The 19,324-nt window shown below is 60.6% G+C and carries 17 protein-coding genes and 1 pseudogene; 10 read left to right on the forward strand and 8 right to left on the reverse strand.

Annotated elements, in window-relative coordinates:
* Nucleotides 1–211 precede the first annotated feature (211 nt).
* The 5 genes from ASD63_RS19120 to ASD63_RS19140 form a co-directional block, all read right to left on the reverse strand.
* Entirely contained in the window at nucleotides 212–451 is a 240-nt protein-coding gene (locus ASD63_RS19120) for a tautomerase family protein (protein ID WP_060529747.1), read from the reverse strand.
* Between the two features lie 183 nt (nucleotides 452–634).
* Entirely contained in the window at nucleotides 635–1,522 is an 888-nt protein-coding gene (locus ASD63_RS19125; RefSeq protein ID WP_176960447.1) for a branched-chain amino acid ABC transporter permease, read from the reverse strand.
* Nucleotides 1,523–1,546: 24 nt separating this feature from the next.
* A complete protein-coding gene (locus ASD63_RS19130) occupies nucleotides 1,547–2,281 on the reverse strand; it encodes an ABC transporter ATP-binding protein (RefSeq protein WP_200953519.1) in 735 nt (244 codons plus the stop codon).
* A 94-nt stretch (nucleotides 2,282–2,375) separates the two neighbouring features.
* Nucleotides 2,376–3,539 carry an ABC transporter substrate-binding protein gene (locus ASD63_RS19135; protein WP_060529748.1) on the reverse strand — a complete coding sequence of 388 codons (1,164 nt, stop codon included), beginning with the start codon at nucleotides 3,537–3,539 and terminating at the stop codon, nucleotides 2,376–2,378.
* Between the two features lie 22 nt (nucleotides 3,540–3,561).
* Entirely contained in the window at nucleotides 3,562–5,442 is a 1,881-nt protein-coding gene (locus ASD63_RS19140; protein ID WP_082572941.1) for a branched-chain amino acid ABC transporter ATP-binding protein/permease, read from the reverse strand.
* 180 nt (nucleotides 5,443–5,622) lie between these two features.
* Between ASD63_RS19140 and ASD63_RS19145 the strand changes: the two genes are divergently transcribed.
* The 7 genes from ASD63_RS19145 to ASD63_RS19175 all read left to right on the forward strand — a co-directional run bounded on the left by ASD63_RS19145 (nucleotide 5,623) and on the right by ASD63_RS19175 (nucleotide 13,823).
* Nucleotides 5,623–6,504 carry a MurR/RpiR family transcriptional regulator gene (locus ASD63_RS19145; RefSeq protein ID WP_034798710.1) on the forward strand — a complete coding sequence of 294 codons (882 nt, stop codon included), beginning with the start codon at nucleotides 5,623–5,625 and terminating at the stop codon, nucleotides 6,502–6,504.
* Between the two features lie 47 nt (nucleotides 6,505–6,551).
* The gene (locus tag ASD63_RS19150; protein ID WP_082566430.1) at nucleotides 6,552–7,214 is read left to right on the forward strand and encodes an isochorismatase family cysteine hydrolase; all 663 of its coding nucleotides are present in this window, start codon (nucleotides 6,552–6,554) and stop codon (nucleotides 7,212–7,214) included.
* A 38-nt stretch (nucleotides 7,215–7,252) separates the two neighbouring features.
* Entirely contained in the window at nucleotides 7,253–8,596 is a 1,344-nt protein-coding gene (locus ASD63_RS19155) for a glutamine synthetase family protein (RefSeq protein ID WP_060529749.1), read from the forward strand.
* Nucleotides 8,597–8,614: 18 nt separating this feature from the next.
* Entirely contained in the window at nucleotides 8,615–9,433 is an 819-nt protein-coding gene (locus tag ASD63_RS19160; RefSeq protein WP_051659457.1) for an N-formylglutamate amidohydrolase, read from the forward strand.
* A complete protein-coding gene (locus ASD63_RS19165; RefSeq protein WP_060529750.1) occupies nucleotides 9,430–10,734 on the forward strand; it encodes an aspartate aminotransferase family protein in 1,305 nt (434 codons plus the stop codon). The genes ASD63_RS19160 and ASD63_RS19165 overlap by 4 nt, the downstream gene beginning before the upstream one ends.
* Before the next feature lie 178 nt (nucleotides 10,735–10,912).
* On the forward strand, nucleotides 10,913–13,210 hold the full coding sequence (locus ASD63_RS19170; protein WP_060529751.1) for a PBP1A family penicillin-binding protein: 2,298 nt from the start codon (nucleotides 10,913–10,915) through the stop codon (nucleotides 13,208–13,210).
* 385 nt (nucleotides 13,211–13,595) lie between these two features.
* Complete coding sequence (locus tag ASD63_RS19175) at nucleotides 13,596–13,823, forward strand: hypothetical protein (protein WP_060516749.1); 228 nt, start codon at nucleotides 13,596–13,598, stop codon at nucleotides 13,821–13,823.
* Between the two features lie 62 nt (nucleotides 13,824–13,885).
* Here ASD63_RS19175 and ASD63_RS36255 read toward each other — a convergent pair.
* From ASD63_RS36255 to ASD63_RS19190, 3 genes and pseudogenes are all read right to left on the reverse strand, one after another.
* A pseudogene (locus ASD63_RS36255) lies at nucleotides 13,886–14,009 on the reverse strand (cupin); the annotation flags it as partial.
* Nucleotides 14,010–14,198: 189 nt separating this feature from the next.
* Nucleotides 14,199–15,194 carry an ABC transporter permease gene (locus tag ASD63_RS19185; RefSeq protein ID WP_034798700.1) on the reverse strand — a complete coding sequence of 332 codons (996 nt, stop codon included), beginning with the start codon at nucleotides 15,192–15,194 and terminating at the stop codon, nucleotides 14,199–14,201.
* 46 nt (nucleotides 15,195–15,240) lie between these two features.
* Entirely contained in the window at nucleotides 15,241–16,029 is a 789-nt protein-coding gene (locus tag ASD63_RS19190) for an ATP-binding cassette domain-containing protein (protein WP_234798880.1), read from the reverse strand.
* 150 nt (nucleotides 16,030–16,179) lie between these two features.
* Between ASD63_RS19190 and ASD63_RS19195 the strand changes: the two genes are divergently transcribed.
* The 3 genes from ASD63_RS19195 to ASD63_RS19205 all read left to right on the forward strand — a co-directional run bounded on the left by ASD63_RS19195 (nucleotide 16,180) and on the right by ASD63_RS19205 (nucleotide 19,277).
* Nucleotides 16,180–17,160: an NAD(P)-dependent oxidoreductase gene (locus tag ASD63_RS19195; protein ID WP_060529752.1), complete on the forward strand. Its 981-nt coding sequence runs from the start codon at nucleotides 16,180–16,182 to the stop codon at nucleotides 17,158–17,160.
* A gap of 48 nt (nucleotides 17,161–17,208) precedes the next feature.
* Nucleotides 17,209–18,201, forward strand: coding sequence for a sugar-binding protein (locus ASD63_RS19200; protein WP_060516756.1), 993 nt, complete (start codon nucleotides 17,209–17,211; stop codon nucleotides 18,199–18,201).
* 179 nt (nucleotides 18,202–18,380) lie between these two features.
* The gene (locus ASD63_RS19205) at nucleotides 18,381–19,277 is read left to right on the forward strand and encodes an NAD(P)-dependent oxidoreductase (protein WP_034798693.1); all 897 of its coding nucleotides are present in this window, start codon (nucleotides 18,381–18,383) and stop codon (nucleotides 19,275–19,277) included.
* The last annotated feature ends 47 nt before the right edge of the window (nucleotides 19,278–19,324 follow it).

Below are 19,324 nucleotides of genomic sequence, written 5' to 3' on the forward strand. Positions count from 1 at the left end.
CTTGGCCATTCATACCCTGTTACGTCACAAATGAATCATCTGTGACGTAACTTGCGCCAATTCCCCGCCGGACCAAAATCCGCTCACCGGACGCTCACGACACTCCAATCCTGTCAGCACAGCATGCAGGGCAAAGTGGCCGTGTGGCCGAGGCGAGCGGGGTTTGCATGGCACCCCCGCTTCATTCAAAAACGCCCTCGGCGATCACCCCCTACGACTGTGAGAGAGCCCCGTAACCCGGCCGTTTATAGAGCGTGCTTTCGTTCGCCACGATTTCCGGGTCGTAGACACTCGCATCCCACTCCGCCGGATCCACTTCCAAGATGGAAACGGAAAGCGAAGCGTCGCTTGAGCCTAGGATGGTTTTCGCAGCTTCGACCACTTTCGCGGCGAATTCCTGTTTCTGCTCCTCGGAGCGGCCAGGGAACATCTTTACGACTATGTGCGGCATTTCCATTCCATTCGTTGATACCAAGTGCCATGACGGGAAGACGACAGGGCCCAGGGGCAAGCCGCAAATCCTGCCGACCTCGACGAGCCCACAAGGTGATTGCGGACGATCAATGCCAACTCATTGCCATTGCTTGCGTCTGTACTGACCCTATCATCCCGATACCAGGTGCTTTCGCGAACATCAAAGCTTGATGACGGTCTTCTTTGCAAGCAACCCCTGCGGAGCAAAGAGCAGAACCCCGATGACGAGCAGGATAGTGAAGGCGTCGCGGTAGCTGAGCAGGCTTTCCGGCAGATAGGCTTGCAAGAACACTTCGATGAAGCCGAGCAGAAAGCCGCCGGCGACAGCGCCGGAGAGGCTGCCGAGCCCACCGATAATTGCGGCGATAAAGGCTTTGAGCACTGGCAGGAAGCCCATCAACGGATCGACACTGCCGCGCTGGGCCACCCAGAGGATGCCGGCGACGCCGGCAAGCAGGCCGGAGATCGCAAAGGCGGTAGCGACCACCGCATTGGCGCGGATACCCATCAGCCGAACGATAGCGAAATCTTCGGATGCAGCACGCATGGCACGACCGAGCACGGTCGTGCGAAGGAAGAGGTTCAGGCCGACCAGCATGATGATCGTGACGAGGATCGACGTTCCCTGAATGAGGCCCAGATGCAGGCCGCCGATCTCGATCGTGCCAGAAAAGCTTTCGGGCATCGGCACCGGCTTCGGACGGGCGGAAATGAAGTTCTGGAAGATCACGCGCAGGATCGCGCTAACGGCAAAGCTCGTTAGAAGCAGCGTCGTGCCACTGGCGCCGCGCACCGGCCGAAAGGCGATGCGCTCCATCAGCATGGCAAGCACGATGGCGATCAAAAGAGCCGCACAGACAGCGAGCGGAAACGGCAGGCCCAGCAACAGGGCAAAGCAGAGGCCGTAGCCGGCAGCCGTCATCAGTTCGCCATGGGCGAAATTGATGAGCCCCATGATCGAGAAGACGACCGCAAGGCCAAGCGCCAGAAGCGCATAAGTGCCGCCGAGGCTGAGCGCATTGACGAGTTGCTGCAGGAACATATCCATGAATTGACCCTCCACGCGCTCGGCTCAGGCGCCGAGATAGGCGCCCTGGATTTCGGTTGAATTGCGCAGTTCGGCGGCCGTGCCCGAAAGCACGACCCGGCCATTGGCCATGACGTAGCCCGCGTCAGCAATCTCGAGCGACAGAGAGACGTTCTGCTCGACCAGGAGGATCGTCAGGCCCTTTTGTCTCAGCCCGGCGATCAGGTCGAAGATCAGATCCACCACCTGCGGCGCCAAGCCGAGCGAGGGCTCGTCGAGCAGCAACAAGTCAGGCGACGACATCATCGAGCGGGCGATCGCGAGCATCTGCTGTTCGCCCCCTGAGAGCGAGCCGGCCTTCTGGGTGAGGCGTTCTTTCAGGATCGGGAATCGCGAGAGCATGTCTTCGCGCACCTCTGATATCGCGCCGCGCGCCTTGTGCATGGCGCCGCCGAGCAGCAGGTGTTCGTCGACGGTGAGGCTCGGGAAGATGCGCCGTCCCTCGGGCGTCAAGGTCATTCCGAGCCGGACAATCTGTTCCGGCGCGAGGCCGGAAACATCCCGGCCGTTGAAAGACACACGTCCGGCCTTCTTTCCCGCCAGACCGACAAGCGCGTTCAGCGTCGAGCTCTTGCCAGCGCCGTTGGCGCCGAGCAACGTCACGATCTGCCCTTTGCCGACGGCGAGATCAACACCCTTCAGGGCTTCGACCGCACCATAGGCGATCTTAAGGCCGCTCACTTCCAGAAGCGGCTTCAGAACGGGAATTTCACTCATCATCATCGGGCAAAGTCCTTGCCGTGGATTGCAAAGCGCCGCCGGCGCAGACAGGCACGATCCCCGGGGAAATCCGGGGACCACCACAGGTGATCGGTCAGGGGGCTGGAACGTCGGCGGCCGCCGGAACGCCCTGACTGATCAGTTGGCGATTGCCGCTTTCGATCTGCACCAGCGATACCGAGCGCATCGGCATCCCTTGCGTGCCGGCATAGCTGATCGGGCCGGTCACACCCTGGACGTTTTCGAGCGAGGCGATCGCGTTGCGTATGGCAACCGGATCGATACTGTTTGCCTCCGTCACCGCCGCGTCGATCACCTTGCCAAGGTCGTAGCCGTTGGCGATGTAGACCGTATCCGGCACCTGACCGTATTTTTCCTTGTACTTCACATTGAAGTCAGCAAGCGGGCTGCCTTCGCTGGCAAAGCCTGCGGTTGTAAAGACAACCCCGTCGACGGTGGCACCAAGGCCGAAGGTCGTGGGCGAATCGATGCCGTCGCTGCCGAGGATCGGCGTGGCCACCCCTGCACCGCGCAGCTGACGGATGAAGGCTGGGAAATCCGGCTCGTAGGCCGCCGTCATGATGACGTCGGGCGCCGGGTTCATCGCCTTGATCTTGGTGACCTCGGCGCCGAAGTCCTGCTGGCCCATGCCGTAGGTGCCCTCACCGAGCAGTTCGCCGCCCTTGGCTTTGAACGCAACGGCGAAATACTCCGGCAGCTTCAGAGTATAGGCGCTATCGGGCGACTTCAGGATGTAGGCCTTCTTGTAACCCCTCGCGAACGCGTAGGTCGCAAGAACAGAGGCCTGGACGTTGTCGGCCGGATAATTGCCAAACATGTAGTCGCCCACCGCAAGCGGCATGGTCGGCGTCGTGGCGCAGAAGGAGAAGGCGGGGATCTGGGCTGCCTGCGTCACCTGGCCGGCAGCAATCGACGGATCGGCATCGCAAGGCGTGATCACGATCTTGACGCCTTCGTCAACCAGCTCCTGCGCCACCAGCGCCGTCTGCGCCGCATCCGAGCGCGTATCCTTGGCGACGAGCTTGATCGGGAATTTGCCGGCAGCACCACCGGCCGCATTGATCTCCTCGACCGCCATTTCCAGACCCTTCAGCGACGGCTGGTCATAGGGTGCAAGACCGCCGGTCTGTGCGGTCGCAAGACCGATAACCAGATCGTCTGCAAATGCGGGTAGCGGCGACAACGCGATACCGCCAAGCATGGTTGTGAGGCACAGGGCCGTGACGTTATTCTTCATCCGAAAAGCTCCCTCTTTTGATTTATGCTGGTTTATGCAGGCCCGGCGCGCCGGACGGCAGAACGGGGGTCCCGACGGGCGCGTTGCGCGCCTGCGCCGTTGAGCGGCGGCGGCCGATGTAGGCCTCGATGACATCAGGGTTAGCCTGGATTTCCGCCGGTGTGCCGATGGCGATCTGCTGGCCCTTGTTGAGCACGACGACAACATCGCAGAGCCGCATGATCAGCTTCAGGTCATGCTCGACGACGAGCAGGCCGAGGCGGTATTTCATGCGGATGCGGTCGAGCACATGCATCAATTCCTCGGTCTCGGCCGGGTTCATGCCGGCAGCCGGCTCGTCGAGCAGCAGGTAACGCGGTTTCAGCGCCAGCGCGCGGGCGATTTCTAGCCGCCTCTGCGCACCGTAGGAAAGCGTGCCGGCCAGCCGGTCGGCAAATTCCGCGAGGCCCACTTCCGAAAGCACCGTCAAGGCACGGGCAGCGGGATCCTCACCGCCCGCCTTCAAGGCGCTCGCCGCGACCGTGACGTTCTCGATGACCGTTAGGTTCTTGAAGAGACGGATGTTCTGGAAGGTGCGGGCAAGGCCCGCGACGGGAACCGCGTGAACGGCAAGCGACGCCACATCCTGGCCATCGATCAGCACGCGACCCGTCGACGGCGGCACGACGCCGGACACACTGTTGATCAGCGTGGACTTGCCCGCACCGTTCGGGCCGATAAGGCCAGTGACGATACCGGGCTTGATCTCGAAATTGGCGTTCTCGAGCGCCACGAGGCCGGCAAATTTCTTGCCGAGATTTTCGACCCGGAGAGAGCCGTGACCGGCTGAAGCGGCCTCGGACGCTGGCACGCTTTTCACCGACACAACGTCCTTCTCTGTGGAGAGCTTGAACCAGCCGAAGCGCTCGTCAAGTTCGCGCACACCGAAGAGGCCATCCTGCAGGCGGTACATCACGACGAGGATTGCCACGCCGATCCCGATGTCGGTGAGGCCGAAGACGGTCGGCAGCTTGAGGAAGCCGAGATCGACGCCACCCTCGAGCTTGCGCAGGAGTTCGACAATCAGCATGATTACGGCAGCGCCGCCGACGGCACCCGAGACGGTGGTGATACCGCCGAGGATCAGCATCGCCAAAAGCATGAAGGTGAGGTTGAAGTAGAAGTCTTTCGGCGAAAACGCGCCGAGGAAATGGGCCAGCAAGGCGCCAGCAGCGCCTGCAAGCACCGCACCGAGAACCCAGGCGAAGAAGCGCTGCAGTTTGACATTGACGCCGACGGCGCTCGAGGCGATCTCGTCTTCGCGCGACGCCCGAAGCTTCAAGCCAGCACTCGAATCCCGATAGAGACGCGCAACCACCACGGCAGCGATAGCAAAGGGCACCGCCACCCAGAGATTGACCGCGCGGGGAATACCAAAAAAGGTCTGGCTGCCGCGGGTGAAATCGGTCGAGGCGACGAGCACAACATGCACGATGACGAGGAAACCAAGGGTCGCGATCGAAGCCGATGAGCCGCCAAGGCGCGCCACGGGAATGCCGATCAGCACCGCGACGAGCGCAACCACGACAAGCGCAATCGCAAGTGCCGGAAGGAAGGGCATGCCCATCCCGGCCAGCCATTCCGGCAGATGTGGCAACGCTGTCTTTTGAATGATCGGATTTAGCGTCAACAGACCCGACGCATAGGCACCGATCGCCATGAAGCCGACATGGCCGAAGGAAACGATACCGGAATTGCCGGCATAGATGCCGATGCCGAGCACGGCGATGACGTTGATCATGTAAAGCGTCACCAGGCGCTCGCCGCTGCCCGGAAAGAACAACGAGGCGATGGCGGCAGCGGCCAAAAGCGGCAGCGACGCTACAAGGATACCAACGACGGTTTCTCGCCTGACGCGCACCATCCGCATTCCCCCAGATTTTGGCCCGGCCGCGTATTTTTTGGCTCGGGCCCGTTCCCGACATGAACGTTATCGCAGATCGACCAAATGTCAATCTTGTTTCAAAAAACATTATCTGCTAGCAATTATGTAACAAAAATTAGAAATCGGAATTCACGCCATCGTTTTTGGGAGGCAGAAATCGTGGCAATCCGGGACCGACTGACAGACGGCGCAATTACCTTCACGCGCTCGGAACTGAAGATCGTCAGGCAGCTTCTGTCGAATTATCCGGCAGCAGGGCTGAACACGGTCGCGCATCTCGCGGCCGCTGCCGGCGTCAGCAATCCGACCGTCGTGCGCTTTGCCAACACACTGGGCTTTGAGGGTTATCCGGAGTTCCAGAAGGCGCTGCTCAGTGAAGTCCAAGAGCGCATGAGCTCGCCGCTCTCCATGCTCGACGCGCGCCGCCCGTCGCTGGAACAAGAGAACTTCTACCAGTACTTCCTTCGCGCCAGCATCCATGCGCTGGAGTCTTCGATGCAAATGCTGCCTTCGGAAGACTTCGAGGCAGCCGTGGATGCGGCGGCCGACATGAGCGCTCGCATCCATTGCCTCGGCGGCCGCTTCAGCGGCTTTCTCGCGGGCCTCCTCTGGTCGCACATGAAGCAGCTCAGGGGCGACACGCGCTGGATCAACGGCAGTCAGGCCGACCAGGTCGATCAGCTTGTCGACCTCGGCAAGCGCGACGTGCTTTTCGTCTATGACTATCGCCGCTACCAGAACGACACGATCCGCTTTGCTCGTCAGGCGGCCGAGCAAGGATCGCGCATCGTGCTCTTTACTGACCGCTGGCTATCGCCGATCGCCGATTTCGCGACAGTGACGCTGACGGCACCCGTCGACACGGTCTCGCCCTACGACACGATGGTGCCGGCGATTGCCCAGACGGAGGCGGTGATTGCGGCACTTACCGCCCGCCTTGCCACGCAGTCACGTGGTCGCATCGAGCGCATGGAGGACCTGCGCCGCGGATACGCCATCACGGAGGACGCCTTCAATCCAGCCGTTGAAGACGACCGCTGACCCTTTCCGCCGTCCCGGCGAACCAAAATAAACCGAGGAGAATTCGAATGAGTGCAGTCACTGTCAAGGTTGGCGACGATCGCTTGAGGCGCGACAGCGCCTATGAGGCTGGCCGCACCTCGCTGCTGTTCGTCGACATGCAGCGCATCTGGTGCGAGCCGAACCTCGACCCGACCCACCCGCAGGACGCCGAGAGCTATTATCACAGGCGCCTGCGCCAGACCGTCATCCCCAACCAGGTACGCATTCTGGAGGCGGCGCGAAAGGCCGGTTGCGATGTGCTGCACACGATCATCGAAAGCCTGACGCTCGACGGCCGCGACCGCTCGCTCGACCACAAGCTCTCCGACATGCACGTGCCGAAAGGTTCTCCGGAGGGGCAGGTCATTCCGGAACTTTCGCCCATCGACAACGAGATCGTGCTGCCGAAGACGTCGTCGGGCGTCTTCAACTCGACCAACATCGACTACGTCCTGCGCAACCTCAACACCCGCTACCTGATCATCGCCGGCGTCATCACCGACCAGTGCGTCGACATGGCGGTGCGCGACGCCGCCGACCGCGGTTACCTTGTCACCGTCGTCAACGACGCCTGCGCCACCTATAGCGAGCAGCGCCATGACGCGGCCCTTCGCGCCTACTCCGGCTATTGCTGGACGACCGACACTGAGACGGTGGTCAGCCGCCTCGGCACTTTGCGCCAAGCCTGAGTCGCCGCCTAAAAAATGAACGAATAGAGGGGAACCCCATGACGGAAACCAACAACGGCAAGGCGGCCGCCGCACTGACGGAACTTGCCACCTTCGTCACGACCGACATCGCCGGCATCACGCGCGGCCGCAGTTTTGCGGCTTCCGAGATCGACAGCTACCTGCGCAAGGGTGTCGGCTGGGTGCCGGCCAACCTGGCGCTCACGCCCTTCGACCTGATTGCCGAGAACAATCCCTGGGGCTCGGCCGGCGACCTCCGGCTGATGGCCGACCCCGACAGCAAGGCGCGCGTCACCTGCCTGCCAGACGAGACGCCGCTGCATTTCTATCACGCCGACATCACCGACCTCCAAGGCAATGCCTGGGACTGCTGCGTACGCAGCTTCCTGAAACAGACGCTGAAGGAATACGAACAAGTCGGCCTCAAAGTCATTTCAGCCGTCGAGCAGGAGTTCCAGTTGCTCGGCGTCGACTGGCCGGATGCGCCGTCCTTCGGCCTGCGCGCCCAGCGCCGTGCCGAACCCTTCGGGTCTCTGCTGATGACCGCTTTGCAGGAAGCCGGCGCCGAGCCGGAAATGTTCCTGCCGGAATACGGAAAGGACCAGTTCGAAATCACCTGCCGTCCCGCCGACGCGCTGACCGCCGCCGATCGCGGCGCTACCATCCGTGCAATCACCAAGGAAGTCGCCGCCCTCTTCGGCTGGAATGCGAGTTTTGCCCCGAAGACGGTCTCGAATGGCGTCGGCAACGGCGTGCACCTGCATGTGAGCTTCACCGATCTTAACGGCAATCCGGTGACCTTTGACGCCTCGCGCCCCGGCAGGCTCTCCAAGATCGCCGGCGCCTTTGCCGCCGGCGTCATCAAGCATCTGCCGGCGCTGACCGCCTTTACCGCTCCGTCGGTGCTTTCCTACATGCGGCTCGTGCCGCACCATTGGAGCGCCGCTTACACCTGCCTTGGCGAAAAGAACCGCGAAGCGACGCTCAGGATCTGCCCGACACTGGACCTTCCCGGCAGCAATCCGGCCAGGCAGTTCAACATGGAATACCGCGCCGCCGACGCATGCGCCAGCCCGCATCTGTCGCTGGCCGTCTTGTTGAAGGCCGGCCTCGAAGGCATCAAGGCCGGGCTCGAACAGCCGCCCTTGATCAATTCCGACCCCTCCGATTTCTCGGCGGCAGAGCAGGAGAAGCTCGGTATTCGTCGCCTGCCCGCGAGCCTGCCGGAAGCTCTGGATACGCTCGTCGCCGATCCGGTCGTCACGGGCTGGTTCTCTCGAGATTTCCTTGACTGCTACATGGCGATGAAGCGCAAGGAGATCGAGATCGTCGATGGGCTCTCGCCGGACGAACTTTGTGCCCGCTATGCGGCGGTCTACTGATTGACGGATGGGCAACCCATGACCTCGACAACGGCCATCAAGAGCCTAGAACCCGGCGCGCGACACGACCCGAGCGCGCCGCTGCTTTCGATCGACGAACTGCCGCCCTATGCGGTCTTCAACCCGGACGGCACCTCCCCGATCCTTCTCTTATGCGAGCACGCCTCCAACCGGATGCCACGCGCGCTCGGCGATATGGGGCTTCCGCTGCACGAGCGCCAGCGCCACATCGCCTGGGATATCGGCGCCATGGCGCTGGCTCAGCACCTAAGCCTCAGCCTCGATGCACCACTGTTCTTCACCAACTATTCAAGGTTGGTGATTGACTGCAACCGGCCGCTTCCCGCCCCCTCGATGATCCCCGAAATCAGCGAGACGACGGAGATCCCCGCCAACCGAAACCTGAGCGACGAAGAGCGGCAGCAGCGGATCGATACGCTGTTCACGCCCTTCGCTGAAGCGGTCAGCCGCCGTCTCGACCGGCTCGAAGGCGAAGGCAAGCGGCCATTTGTCGTCGGCATCCACAGCTTCACGCCGGTCTATTTCGGCAAGCCGCGCCCCTGGCAGGCCGGCATCCTCTATCGCGACGCCGTCGATTTTGCCGGTTCGCTGATCCGAGAACTGGCCAGCGAAAGCCAGCTGACGATCGGTGACAACGAGCCCTACAACATCCATCCCGACGAGGATTACACCGTGCCGGTTCATGCCGACGCGCGTGGGCTTCCGGGCGTTCTGGTCGAGGTGCGCCACGATCTGATCGATACGGATGCGGGCGTCACTGCCTGGGGCGAGCGTCTCACCCGGTGTCTTAAAGCTAGCGTAGGGGAAGCCCCGTGACCGCACTCTACGAGAGAGACCAAGCGGCAGTCGCCAACCTACAGAAGCTACGCTTCTTCCCGCTTGCAGTGACCGGTGGCCGCGGCGCGAGGCTGACGGAGGAAAACGGCCGCGAACTGATCGACCTCTCCGGGGCATGGGGGGCGGCGAGCCTTGGCTATGGCCACCCGGCGCTGGTTGAGGCAATCTCCGGTGCTGCGGCAAATCCCGCCGGCGCCAGTGTTCTTTCTGCCGCCAATGGACCGGCGGCGGCCCTTGCCGAAAAACTCCTCACGGCCTTTCCCGGATCGGGCGACAACAAGGTCTGGTTCGGTCATTCCGGATCCGATGCCAACGAGGCGGTCTTCCGCGCTGTCACCAAGGCGACGGGACGGTCGGGCGTCATCGCCTTCGTCGGCGCCTACCACGGCTGTACCGTGGGCTCGATGGCTTTTTCCGGCCACAGCGTCCAGGCGGGCGCGACCAAGGCGGACGGACTGCTCCTGCTACCGTACCCCGATCCCTACCGGCCCTACCACGACGACCCGACAGGTGGTGCGATACTCGCAGAATTACGGGAGCGACTTGAGGCGGCGCCGGAGCGTTTCGCGGTCGCCTTCATCGAGCCGATCCAGTCAGACGGCGGCCTGATCGTTCCGCCAACCGGTTTTTTTAAAGCCTTTTCCGCGATCTGCCGGGAATACGGTGTGCTCGTCGTCTGCGACGAAGTGAAGGTCGGGCTTGGCCGCAGCGGCCGCCTGCATTGCTTCGAACATGAGGATTTCGTCCCCGACATCCTGACCATCGGCAAGGGTCTTGGCGGCGGGCTGCCGCTTTCTGCCGCGATCGGCCCGGCACGCATCCTCGATTGTGCCAGCGCCTTTGCCATGCAGACGCTCCACGGCAATCCGATCTCTACTGCCGCCGGCCTTGCCGTTCTTGAAACCATTGAGCGCGACGAGCTTGCGCAGGAAGCGGAGCGCAAAGGCAAACTGCTGCGCGACGGCCTGGCAAGGCTTGCCGAACGATATCAACTGATCGGCGATATCCGCGGTCGAGGTCTTGCCTGCGGCGTCGACCTCGTTCTCGATCGGCAGACACGGGCTCCAGCGCGAGCGGAAGCAGCAAAACTTATCTATCGGGCCTATGAACTCGGCCTCGTCGTCTACTGTGTCGGGATGAACGCAAATGTTCTGGAGATGACTCCGCCGCTGACCGTCCCGGACACCGACATCGTTCAGGCATTAAACGTTCTGGATCGAGCTTTCGCCGAAGTCTCCGACGTTCCCGATACAGTTGTTTCGCAGTTCGCGGGCTGGTAAAGGCAGTCTCAAGACCTAAGCTCGCGCCCGCCACGGTTGGGATTTTTAGGTCCCACCTGTCGTGACGCGCGCACTGATGATGGCAGCGTATTTCCTTTGGCTGGAACCAGCGTCTTTGCCGTACGTTGAGAACCCGCCACAGTGCTCTAAGTCATTAAGGGTTTGAGCGTCTTAAAAAATGCCCCGCAATCCTCACGTCTCTACACGAAGTGGCACTGGGTCGGACGACCATCAAAAGGCGGAAATGCTCGCCCAGAGAGCCCCCGCGGGAACAAAAGAGGCGGATCACAGCGCAGACGCTGACCCGTTGATACGAGCTGGAACGAGCGAACGTCCACCTCTGCCGTTTGAGCAGACCCGACAGGCAGCGCACGCTCTGCTTCGTGCGCTTCACTACGATTCGCGGGCTATCTCAACAGCGGTCAAGGTCAAGGTCCGGGCGGCTGCTTCGTCCGTAAAGACCAAGGTCCAGGCTGCGGATAAGCAAACTCTTTCATTTCTGCTGAAAAATCTCGGCGGGGCACTTGCGAACGCTCCCAAAAAGGCAGGACGAGCGCTTCGCCGGTCTAGCCAGCCTGTCTTGCAAAGGAAAGCCAGGTGGAAATCGGCGGTGCGGCTGACCGCCGTTTTCTGTATTCTGGTTGGTGTAACGGGGTTGGTGTGGGCGCTAAAAGATGTCCCTTGGGCCGAGATCCGGGACGGTACACTAAAGCCTATCGTGGTGTTGGAAACCGCGGACGGTCAGCCGCTGGTCAGACAAGGACCTTATCAAGGACCTTACGCACAGTTCGACCAATTCACGCCACAACTGATCGATGCGGTACTGTCTGTTGAAGACCGGCGGTTCATGGACCACTTCGGCATCGATATCAGAGGCATCGGACGAGCGCTTCTTCGAAACCTCAAGGCAGGGTCGGTTGTGGAGGGTGGTAGCACGATCACCCAGCAGCTCATCAAGTTGCAGTATCTCGACAGCGATCGTACGGTAAAACGAAAGATACAGGAGTTCGTGATTGCCCTGTGGCTGGAGTGGAAACTCGGAAAGCAGGAAATCCTGACGCGTTACCTCAACAGCGCCTATCTTGGCGCTGGCGCAACGGGTATGCCGGCCGCCGCACGCATTTATTTCAACAAGGATATCGGAGCGCTAAACCTTTCGGAATCGGCGCTTCTGGCGGGATTGTTGCGGGCTCCTAGCCTATGGAACCCGATCGACAATCTTGAAGGTTCCCGAAAGCGCACATCGGTCGTCCTCGACGCGATGGTTGCGAACGGCAAGGTTGACGCGTCAAAGGCTGCGCAGATCAAGGCGAGCTTTGCTACCCTCCACCCGACAACGCCAACGCCCCGATCCGGCAGTTGGTTTGCGGACTGGGTCTCACCGCAGGCGAGCGAAATCGCCGGGACTTCGCCGGGCTCGACCACAGTTCGAACGACGCTTGTTCCCCGGCTTCAGGGGATTGCCGAAAGGGTCATCAAGAGGGCCTTGGATACTGAGGGAAGAACTGTTGGTGCATCTCAGGCCGCATTGGTGGCAATGACCCCGGATGGAGCGGTTGTGGCCATGGTCGGCGGCCGCGATTACAAAGAGAGCCAGTTCAACCGTGCCGTCACGGCAAAACGGCAGCCGGGCTCCACCTTCAAGCTGTTCGTTTACTATGCCGCTCTGAAGGCCGGACTTTCCTTATCCGACCGGGTACTGGACGCACCGATCGAAATCAACGGCTGGTCACCAGAGAATTCCGGCGGCCGCTATCGCGGCTGGGTCACGATCGCTGAGGCCTTCGCCCGGTCTCTCAACGCGCCAACAGTGGCGCTCGCCCAACATGTCGGCCTTGACAAGGTGATCAGTGCCGCGCGTGAACTCGGGATCGACGCGCCACTTGTCGATACGCCTTCGCTGGCGTTAGGCACGTCCGAGGTCAGCTTGCTTGACCTGACAAGTGCCTATGCGTCCGTGCAATTCGGCAAGGCCCCCGTTGAACCCAGGGGAATTATCGAATTTCAGGCTTCGAACCAAGCAACGGCTTTTCGAGTCGGGGCAAAAGATACGCCAAGCGTGGATCTGGCCCCCTATCGGCGCGATCTCCTTTCCCTTCTACAGCTTGTTGTGGAACGCGGTACCGGGCGCGCAGCCGACCCCGGCGCGTTTGCTGCTGGCAAGACCGGCACCAGCCAGAACAATCGTGACGCTTGGTTTGTCGGGTTCACCGAGCCGCTTGTCGCAGGGGTCTGGGTCGGCAACGACGACGACACGCCGATGAAAGGCGTAACGGGCGGGGATATGCCAGCGCAGATTTGGCGGGATTTCATGCGGGAAGCGTTGGCGACCCCCGCAGCGGGCGTTCTGGTTGACGACAGCGCTCCGCCTCAGAGCTGCAACATCACCGCTTGCTCTCGCAGCTATCGCTCCTTCCGGCCATCGGACTGCAGCTACCAACCCTATTTCGGGGAGCGAAGGCTCTGCGAAAAATGACGAATACGTCGGATCAAATGCGAACCGCCCACAAAGGCGGAAAGCCTCGATGCCTTCCCCTCTCGGAACCGGCCAAGGCGGCCCAGCAAGCGGGAACCTTTTCCGTACATTCGTGTTTTTGCTTTGCTGATGATCTCGGATCCCTCCGGATCAAGGTAGGAGCCCCATCATCGCTCCGGCGAAGGTGGGGCTTTTTCACAACGCCGTCAACGCTTCGTGACAACACCGCGTAGCCGAGGGCCGCCGCCAGGCCGTGCGCAGGTGGTGCAACTGGAAGAGCTCGATCCGCTGGAACAGCTCGATCCGCGGACCATGGTCATAGCGATGACGGCAGACGTGCAATGGCCATGAGACAATTCTGCCCGAAGAGCGTTATGTAGTTGGTATGAGCAGATTCACGGAAACCGAAATCGCATTGATCGAGCGCCTACGCGCATTGAAGGCTATGCCGGACATGTCCATCAACGTGTTTGAAGTCGGCGATCCTTTGACCTCGGCAGGATTCTCGCAGGATGAAATCCTGGAGGTGCTCTACGCTCTTGAACAGGACAAAATCATCGCTCTGTTGCCTGGAAACCGACTGACAATGCTCAAAGAACTGCCGAATGGCTAGTGTGGCGCTGCGGGTTTGGCCGTAAATTGCCTCACCAAGTGCAACACCGTCGAGCTTGCCCTCGACCAAATCTCGACCTCTTTGCCCTCGGTCATAAGTATCCCCGTCTCCTGGCCCTGATGGCCATAGGCGCTGGCTCGTATGCCTATGGGTAGCGAGCACCCCGAGCCACAGCATGCTGGATCCGTCATGCCTCTCCTCTCCAGTGAGACGCATAGGTCCGAGCAGCCTTCACGACCGCAAGCGGCCTTCGAAGAATGGTAGGCGGGTGATGAACGCGTTCTCCACCGGGAATAGAACACAAACTCGCACTACCGGGCGCACTGGCGTGCGCGACCAACGCGTGAGAAAATCGCGTGCTGCAGGGCGTGTGCGCTACTCGCTTTGGCGGAAATTGCGGATGCGATCGAAAAGGACTGCAAGGATTATCGCGCCGCCGATGAATGTCCCCTGCCAGAACGCATTGATGCCGAGAAGTCCGAGGCTATTGCGGATCACCTCGATGAGTGCCGCACCGACAAGTGCGCCGAAGGCCGTACCTGCGCCGCCAGCGAGATTAGCGCCCCCAATCACTGCCGCAGCGATGACCTGCAACTCCATGCCCGCTCCAATATTGGTCGTCACAGCACCCAGCCAGCCGGTCTGAATGATGCCGGCGATGCCAGCCGACAGCGCCGAGATCATATAGACGCAGACCTTGATGGGTCGTACGGGAAGGCCCGTGGCAACGGCCGCCTTTTCGTTGCCACCAATGGCGTAAATGTAGCGGCCGATCCGCGTCCACCGCAGCACGAAGCCGGTCAGGAGCGCCAGCACGATCATGTAGATCACTGGATTGGCGATACCGAAGACCGCCCCACCGCCCAGCGCCAGCAGCTTGGCATGATCGGGGCCAAATTCGAAGACGACAGTATTGTTGGACGCGACCATGGCCAGGCTCCGGGCAACCGAGAGCATGCCGAGCGTTACGACAAAGGGCGGAAAGCCGAGATAGGCAATCAAGATGCCATTGAACGCGCCGATCACTAATGCCGTGGCGACCGAGACGGCAATGCCCGTCCCTATGCCGTATCCCGCATGCATCGTGACTGCAAGTACCATACTGCACAGGCAGAGCACCGACCCTACCGATAAATCAATCCCACCGGTGATGATGACAAGCGTCATCCCGAGCGCGATGATTGCGATGAAAGTGACGTTGCGGGTGATGTTGTAGAGGTTCTTTGCCGTTGCGAAACTGTCGGTGGCGAATGACAGGAAGATGCAGGCGAGAACGACGGCGACCAGTACCCAGAAGGTCTGGCTGCCCAGGACTGTTGCTGCGAGCGTGCGCTGCCTATGGGCTATCGTCTCGTGCAGCGTCGTTGCCATGTTAACCTCGCGTTCCTCCGGCGCAAAAGACCCAGATCGTTTTCCGCTATCCACCCTCAATGGCGCCAGTAATAAGTCCTGTCACCTCTTCCGGAGAGGTCTCGATGATTGGCTTGTCCGCCACCTTTCGGCCTCGGCGCATGACAACGACGCGATCGGCGACATCGAATACGTCGGGCATGCGATGGCTGATAAGCACAACCAGAATGCCACGATCGCGCAGTTGTCGGATGAGATGGAGCACTTCAGCGACCTGGCGCACGGAAATGGCCGCGGTCGGCTCGTCCATCAGAACGATTTTCGCCTCCGAAATCATCGTACGCGCAATCGCCACCGCCTGGCGTTGACCGCCCGACATCTGTTTCACGAGGTCGCGTGCTCTGGTCTCGGAACGGAGTTCCTTAAAGATCTCCGCGGCCCTCCGGTACATTGCCTTGTAGTCGAGCACGCCCAATGGGCCGATGCCCCGCCTCAGTTCGCGTCCGAGAAAAACGTTCGCCGCCGCGGTGAGATTGTCACAAAGGGCAAGATCCTGGTGCACGATCTCAATTCCGAAGTGCCGCGCCTCGACCGGGCGATGCAGCACGATTTCGCTGCCATTGAGGCGCATCGTGCCTTCGCTCGGTCGAAAGTTTCCCGCAATCATTTTGACGAGAGTCGACTTGCCGGCGCCGTTGTCGCCCATCAATCCGACAACCTGGCCCGCCTCTAACGACAGCGAAATGTCATTGACGGCCTGTATGGCCCCGAAGTGCTTGGAAATATTGCTGAGTTCTAGCAGCACGACCAGCCTTCCAAACTCCCAAGACGCGCGGCCTTCACCAAGGCGCGTCACAATATGCCCGCCCCTTGAGTGAGAGATTGCTTATTTACGCAAATCATCACAACCGCGTCAATGATCTCTCGTCTGATAAACCTTATTTGTATGACAATTAGACATTGACGAAAGTCGCAATCATATATTAGCTACTACTGGGAGATAAGCATGCTTATCCTTGTCACCGGGGCAACGGGCAAGGTCGGGCAGCACCTCATATCCACGCTGCTTGACCGACCACGTTTTTCGAAAGCGCGCATTCGCGCGCTCTGCCACAACCGCGTGCTCAATCCAAGCGAGCGCCTCGAGATTATCCGCGGCTCCATCGCCGATCGCGCGGTCGCTGACGCCGCGATTGCCGGCGCGACCCATATCGTGCATCTGGCGACCTGCAAGGAAACGCCCGCCGACGTCATGGATGTGACCGTCAAAGGTCTCTTTTGGCTGCTCGAAGCGTTCAGAATGAGCCCAACAGCCCGGCAGTTCATTCTGATCGGCGGCGACGCCGCGGTCGGCCATTTCTTCTATCGCCATGAAGGACCGATAACCGAGGTGACACCGCATCGCGCCTATCCCGGCAGCTACGCGCTCTCCAAAGTCCTCGAGGAGGTGATGGTCGAGCAGTACTCAGTCCAATATGGGATGAACGTCTGCTGCCTGCGCGCGCCGTGGATCATGGAAAAGGACGACTTCAGGCACTCGCTTTCTTTCGGCGACGACGTTTTCGGTGGACCGGACTGGAAGACGTATTTTCCGCCCCATGAAGCCAGGCGCCACGTAAAGGCCGGAACCGTACCATTACTGCGCGATGCCGACGGAAGACCGCTCAAGCGCAACTTCGTCCACGTCAGCGACCTTGTGTCAGCGATCCTCAGCACGATCGACAATCCGCACGCAGAGCGTCAACGTTTCAACATCGCCATGGATCGTCCGGTCGATTACGGCGAGGTCGCAAGCTATCTCGAACGCACGCGCGGCCTACCGTCGGTCGATGTTCCGAGCCATTTCCACTCAAACTGGTTGGACAACAGCAAGGCAAAATTCCTGCTGGACTGGCAACCGGAATACGATCTCGAAAAGCTTATCGACCAGGCCTTTCAATACGAGCGTCCACCAAGTGACCCTCGTATCGTCTGGTATCCGGGTTGATTTGTGCCGCGGACAGAGGGTGTCCGCTTGTTTCAACGGGAGGATAAAATGAGGAAAGCATTGGTGCTCGCAGTCGCAGCGCTGGCGCTGGCCGCCGGCCCCGCCGGCGCCCAGACGAAAAAGCAGCTCGTCATCGTCGTCAAGGGTCTCGACAATCCCTTCTTCGAGGCGATCAATCAGGGTTGCCAGAAGTGGAACAAGGAAAACACAAGCTCGGAATATGAATGCTTCTATACCGGCCCGGCGTCGACTTCCGACGAAGCAGGAGAAGCGCAGATCGTCCAGGACATGCTCGGCAAGCCCAGCACGGCTGCGATCGCCATTTCGCCTTCCAACGCCAAGCTGATCGCCCAGACGTTGAAGTCGGCAAACCCGACAGTCCCGGTCATGACGCTTGACGCCGACCTTGCCAAGGAAGATGCGGGCCTGCGAAAGACCTATCTTGGTACCGACAACTATACGATGGGCGCGCGGATCGCGGACTACATCAAGAAGGCAAAACCGAACGGCGGCAAGATCTGCACGATCGAAGGGAACCCTGGCGCTGATAACATCCTGCGCCGTGCTCAAGGGATGCGTGACGTGCTGACCGGCAAGGACGGGCTGGCCGAGCTAAAGGGTGAAGGTGGCTGGACCGAGGTTGCTGGCTGCCCGGTCTTTACCAATGACGACGGCGCCAAAGGCGTGCAGGCGATGACGGACATTCTTGCGGCCAATCCCGATCTCGACGCCTTCGGCATCATGGGTGGTTGGCCACTGTTCGGTGCGCCGCAACCCTATCGCGATCTGTTCAAGCCAATGGCAGACAAGATTGCGAAGAATGAATTCGTCATCGGCGCGGCCGATACGATCGGAGAGGAAGTGGCGATCGCCAAGGAGGGTCTCGTGACCGCACTTGTCGGCCAACGACCCTTCGAAATGGGCTACAAGGCGCCATCGGTCATGCTCGACCTGATCGCCGGCAAGCCGGTAGACGATCCGGTATTTACCGGTCTCGATGAATGCACCAAGGATACGGCCGATACCTGCATCCAGAAATAGGAACGGTGGCCGGAGCGCCCTTTGACGGCCTCCGGCGCCTCCGCCCCATGAGCAGCGAGCGCGGTCAGCACGCTTGACGGCCGGCCGCGACTCCTTGCAACGACCCCGCTTGGAAGTTCCCTTCGGCGAACTATCATCGACAAGACCATTCCCCAATTTTGCAAAGCACGGAGAGCGCAATGACCAAGCGGATCATCTTCACCGGAGGTAGCGGCAAGGCTGGTCGCCATGTCGTGCAATACCTCCTCGAGCAGGGCCATCAGGTGCTCAACCTCGACACGAAGCCCCTCGATAACCCGAAAGTACGCACGCTGATCACCGACATTACCGACAGCGGCCAAGTGTTCAATGCACTGTCGAGCTACACCGGCCTGCACGAATTCGACCCGTCGCTTGCGCCGCAACCGATCGATGCCGTTGTTCATTTCGCGGCGATCCCGCGCATCCTGATCGCGCCTGACAATGAACTCTTTCGCATCAATGTGATGGGCACCTACAATGTCATTGAGGCCGCGACGAAACTTGGCATCCGCAAGATCGTCCTCGCATCCAGCGAAACGACCTACGGTCTCGTCTTCGCCAATGAGCCACGAAACCCGACCTATTTTCCGCTCGATGAGGACTATGACGTCGATCCGATGGACAGCTACGCGCTCTCCAAGGTGGTGAACGAAAGGACCGCGCGCGCCTTTGCGCTCAGAAGCGGAGCCGACATCTATGCATTGCGCATTGGAAATGTGATCGAGCCCAACGAATACCACCTTTTCCCAGGCTGGTTTGCCGATCCTGGATTTCGAAAGCGCATCGCCTGGAGCTACATCGACGCGCGGGACCTCGGCCAGATCACCCTCAGGGCCATCGACACGGATGGTCTCGGGTTCCAGATCTTCAATGCAGCGAACGACGAGACGTCTTCAGACCTTCCGACGCAAGAGCTGATCGACCGGTTCTATCGGGGCGTACCGGTCAAAGGACAGCTTGGCGAATACGAGACACTTCTGTCGAACCGGAAGGCGCGCGCGATGCTCGGTTTTCAGCCGCAACACAGCTGGCGGACCTATGTTGGCGGCAGGTGATGCAATGCGTGGCTAGAGGGTTCGAGATACGAGAAAAGATGAATGGC

Origin of the sequence: Ensifer sp. Root558 (assembly GCF_001427045.1) — a bacterium.
Lineage (GTDB): Bacteria > Pseudomonadota > Alphaproteobacteria > Rhizobiales > Rhizobiaceae > Ensifer > Ensifer adhaerens.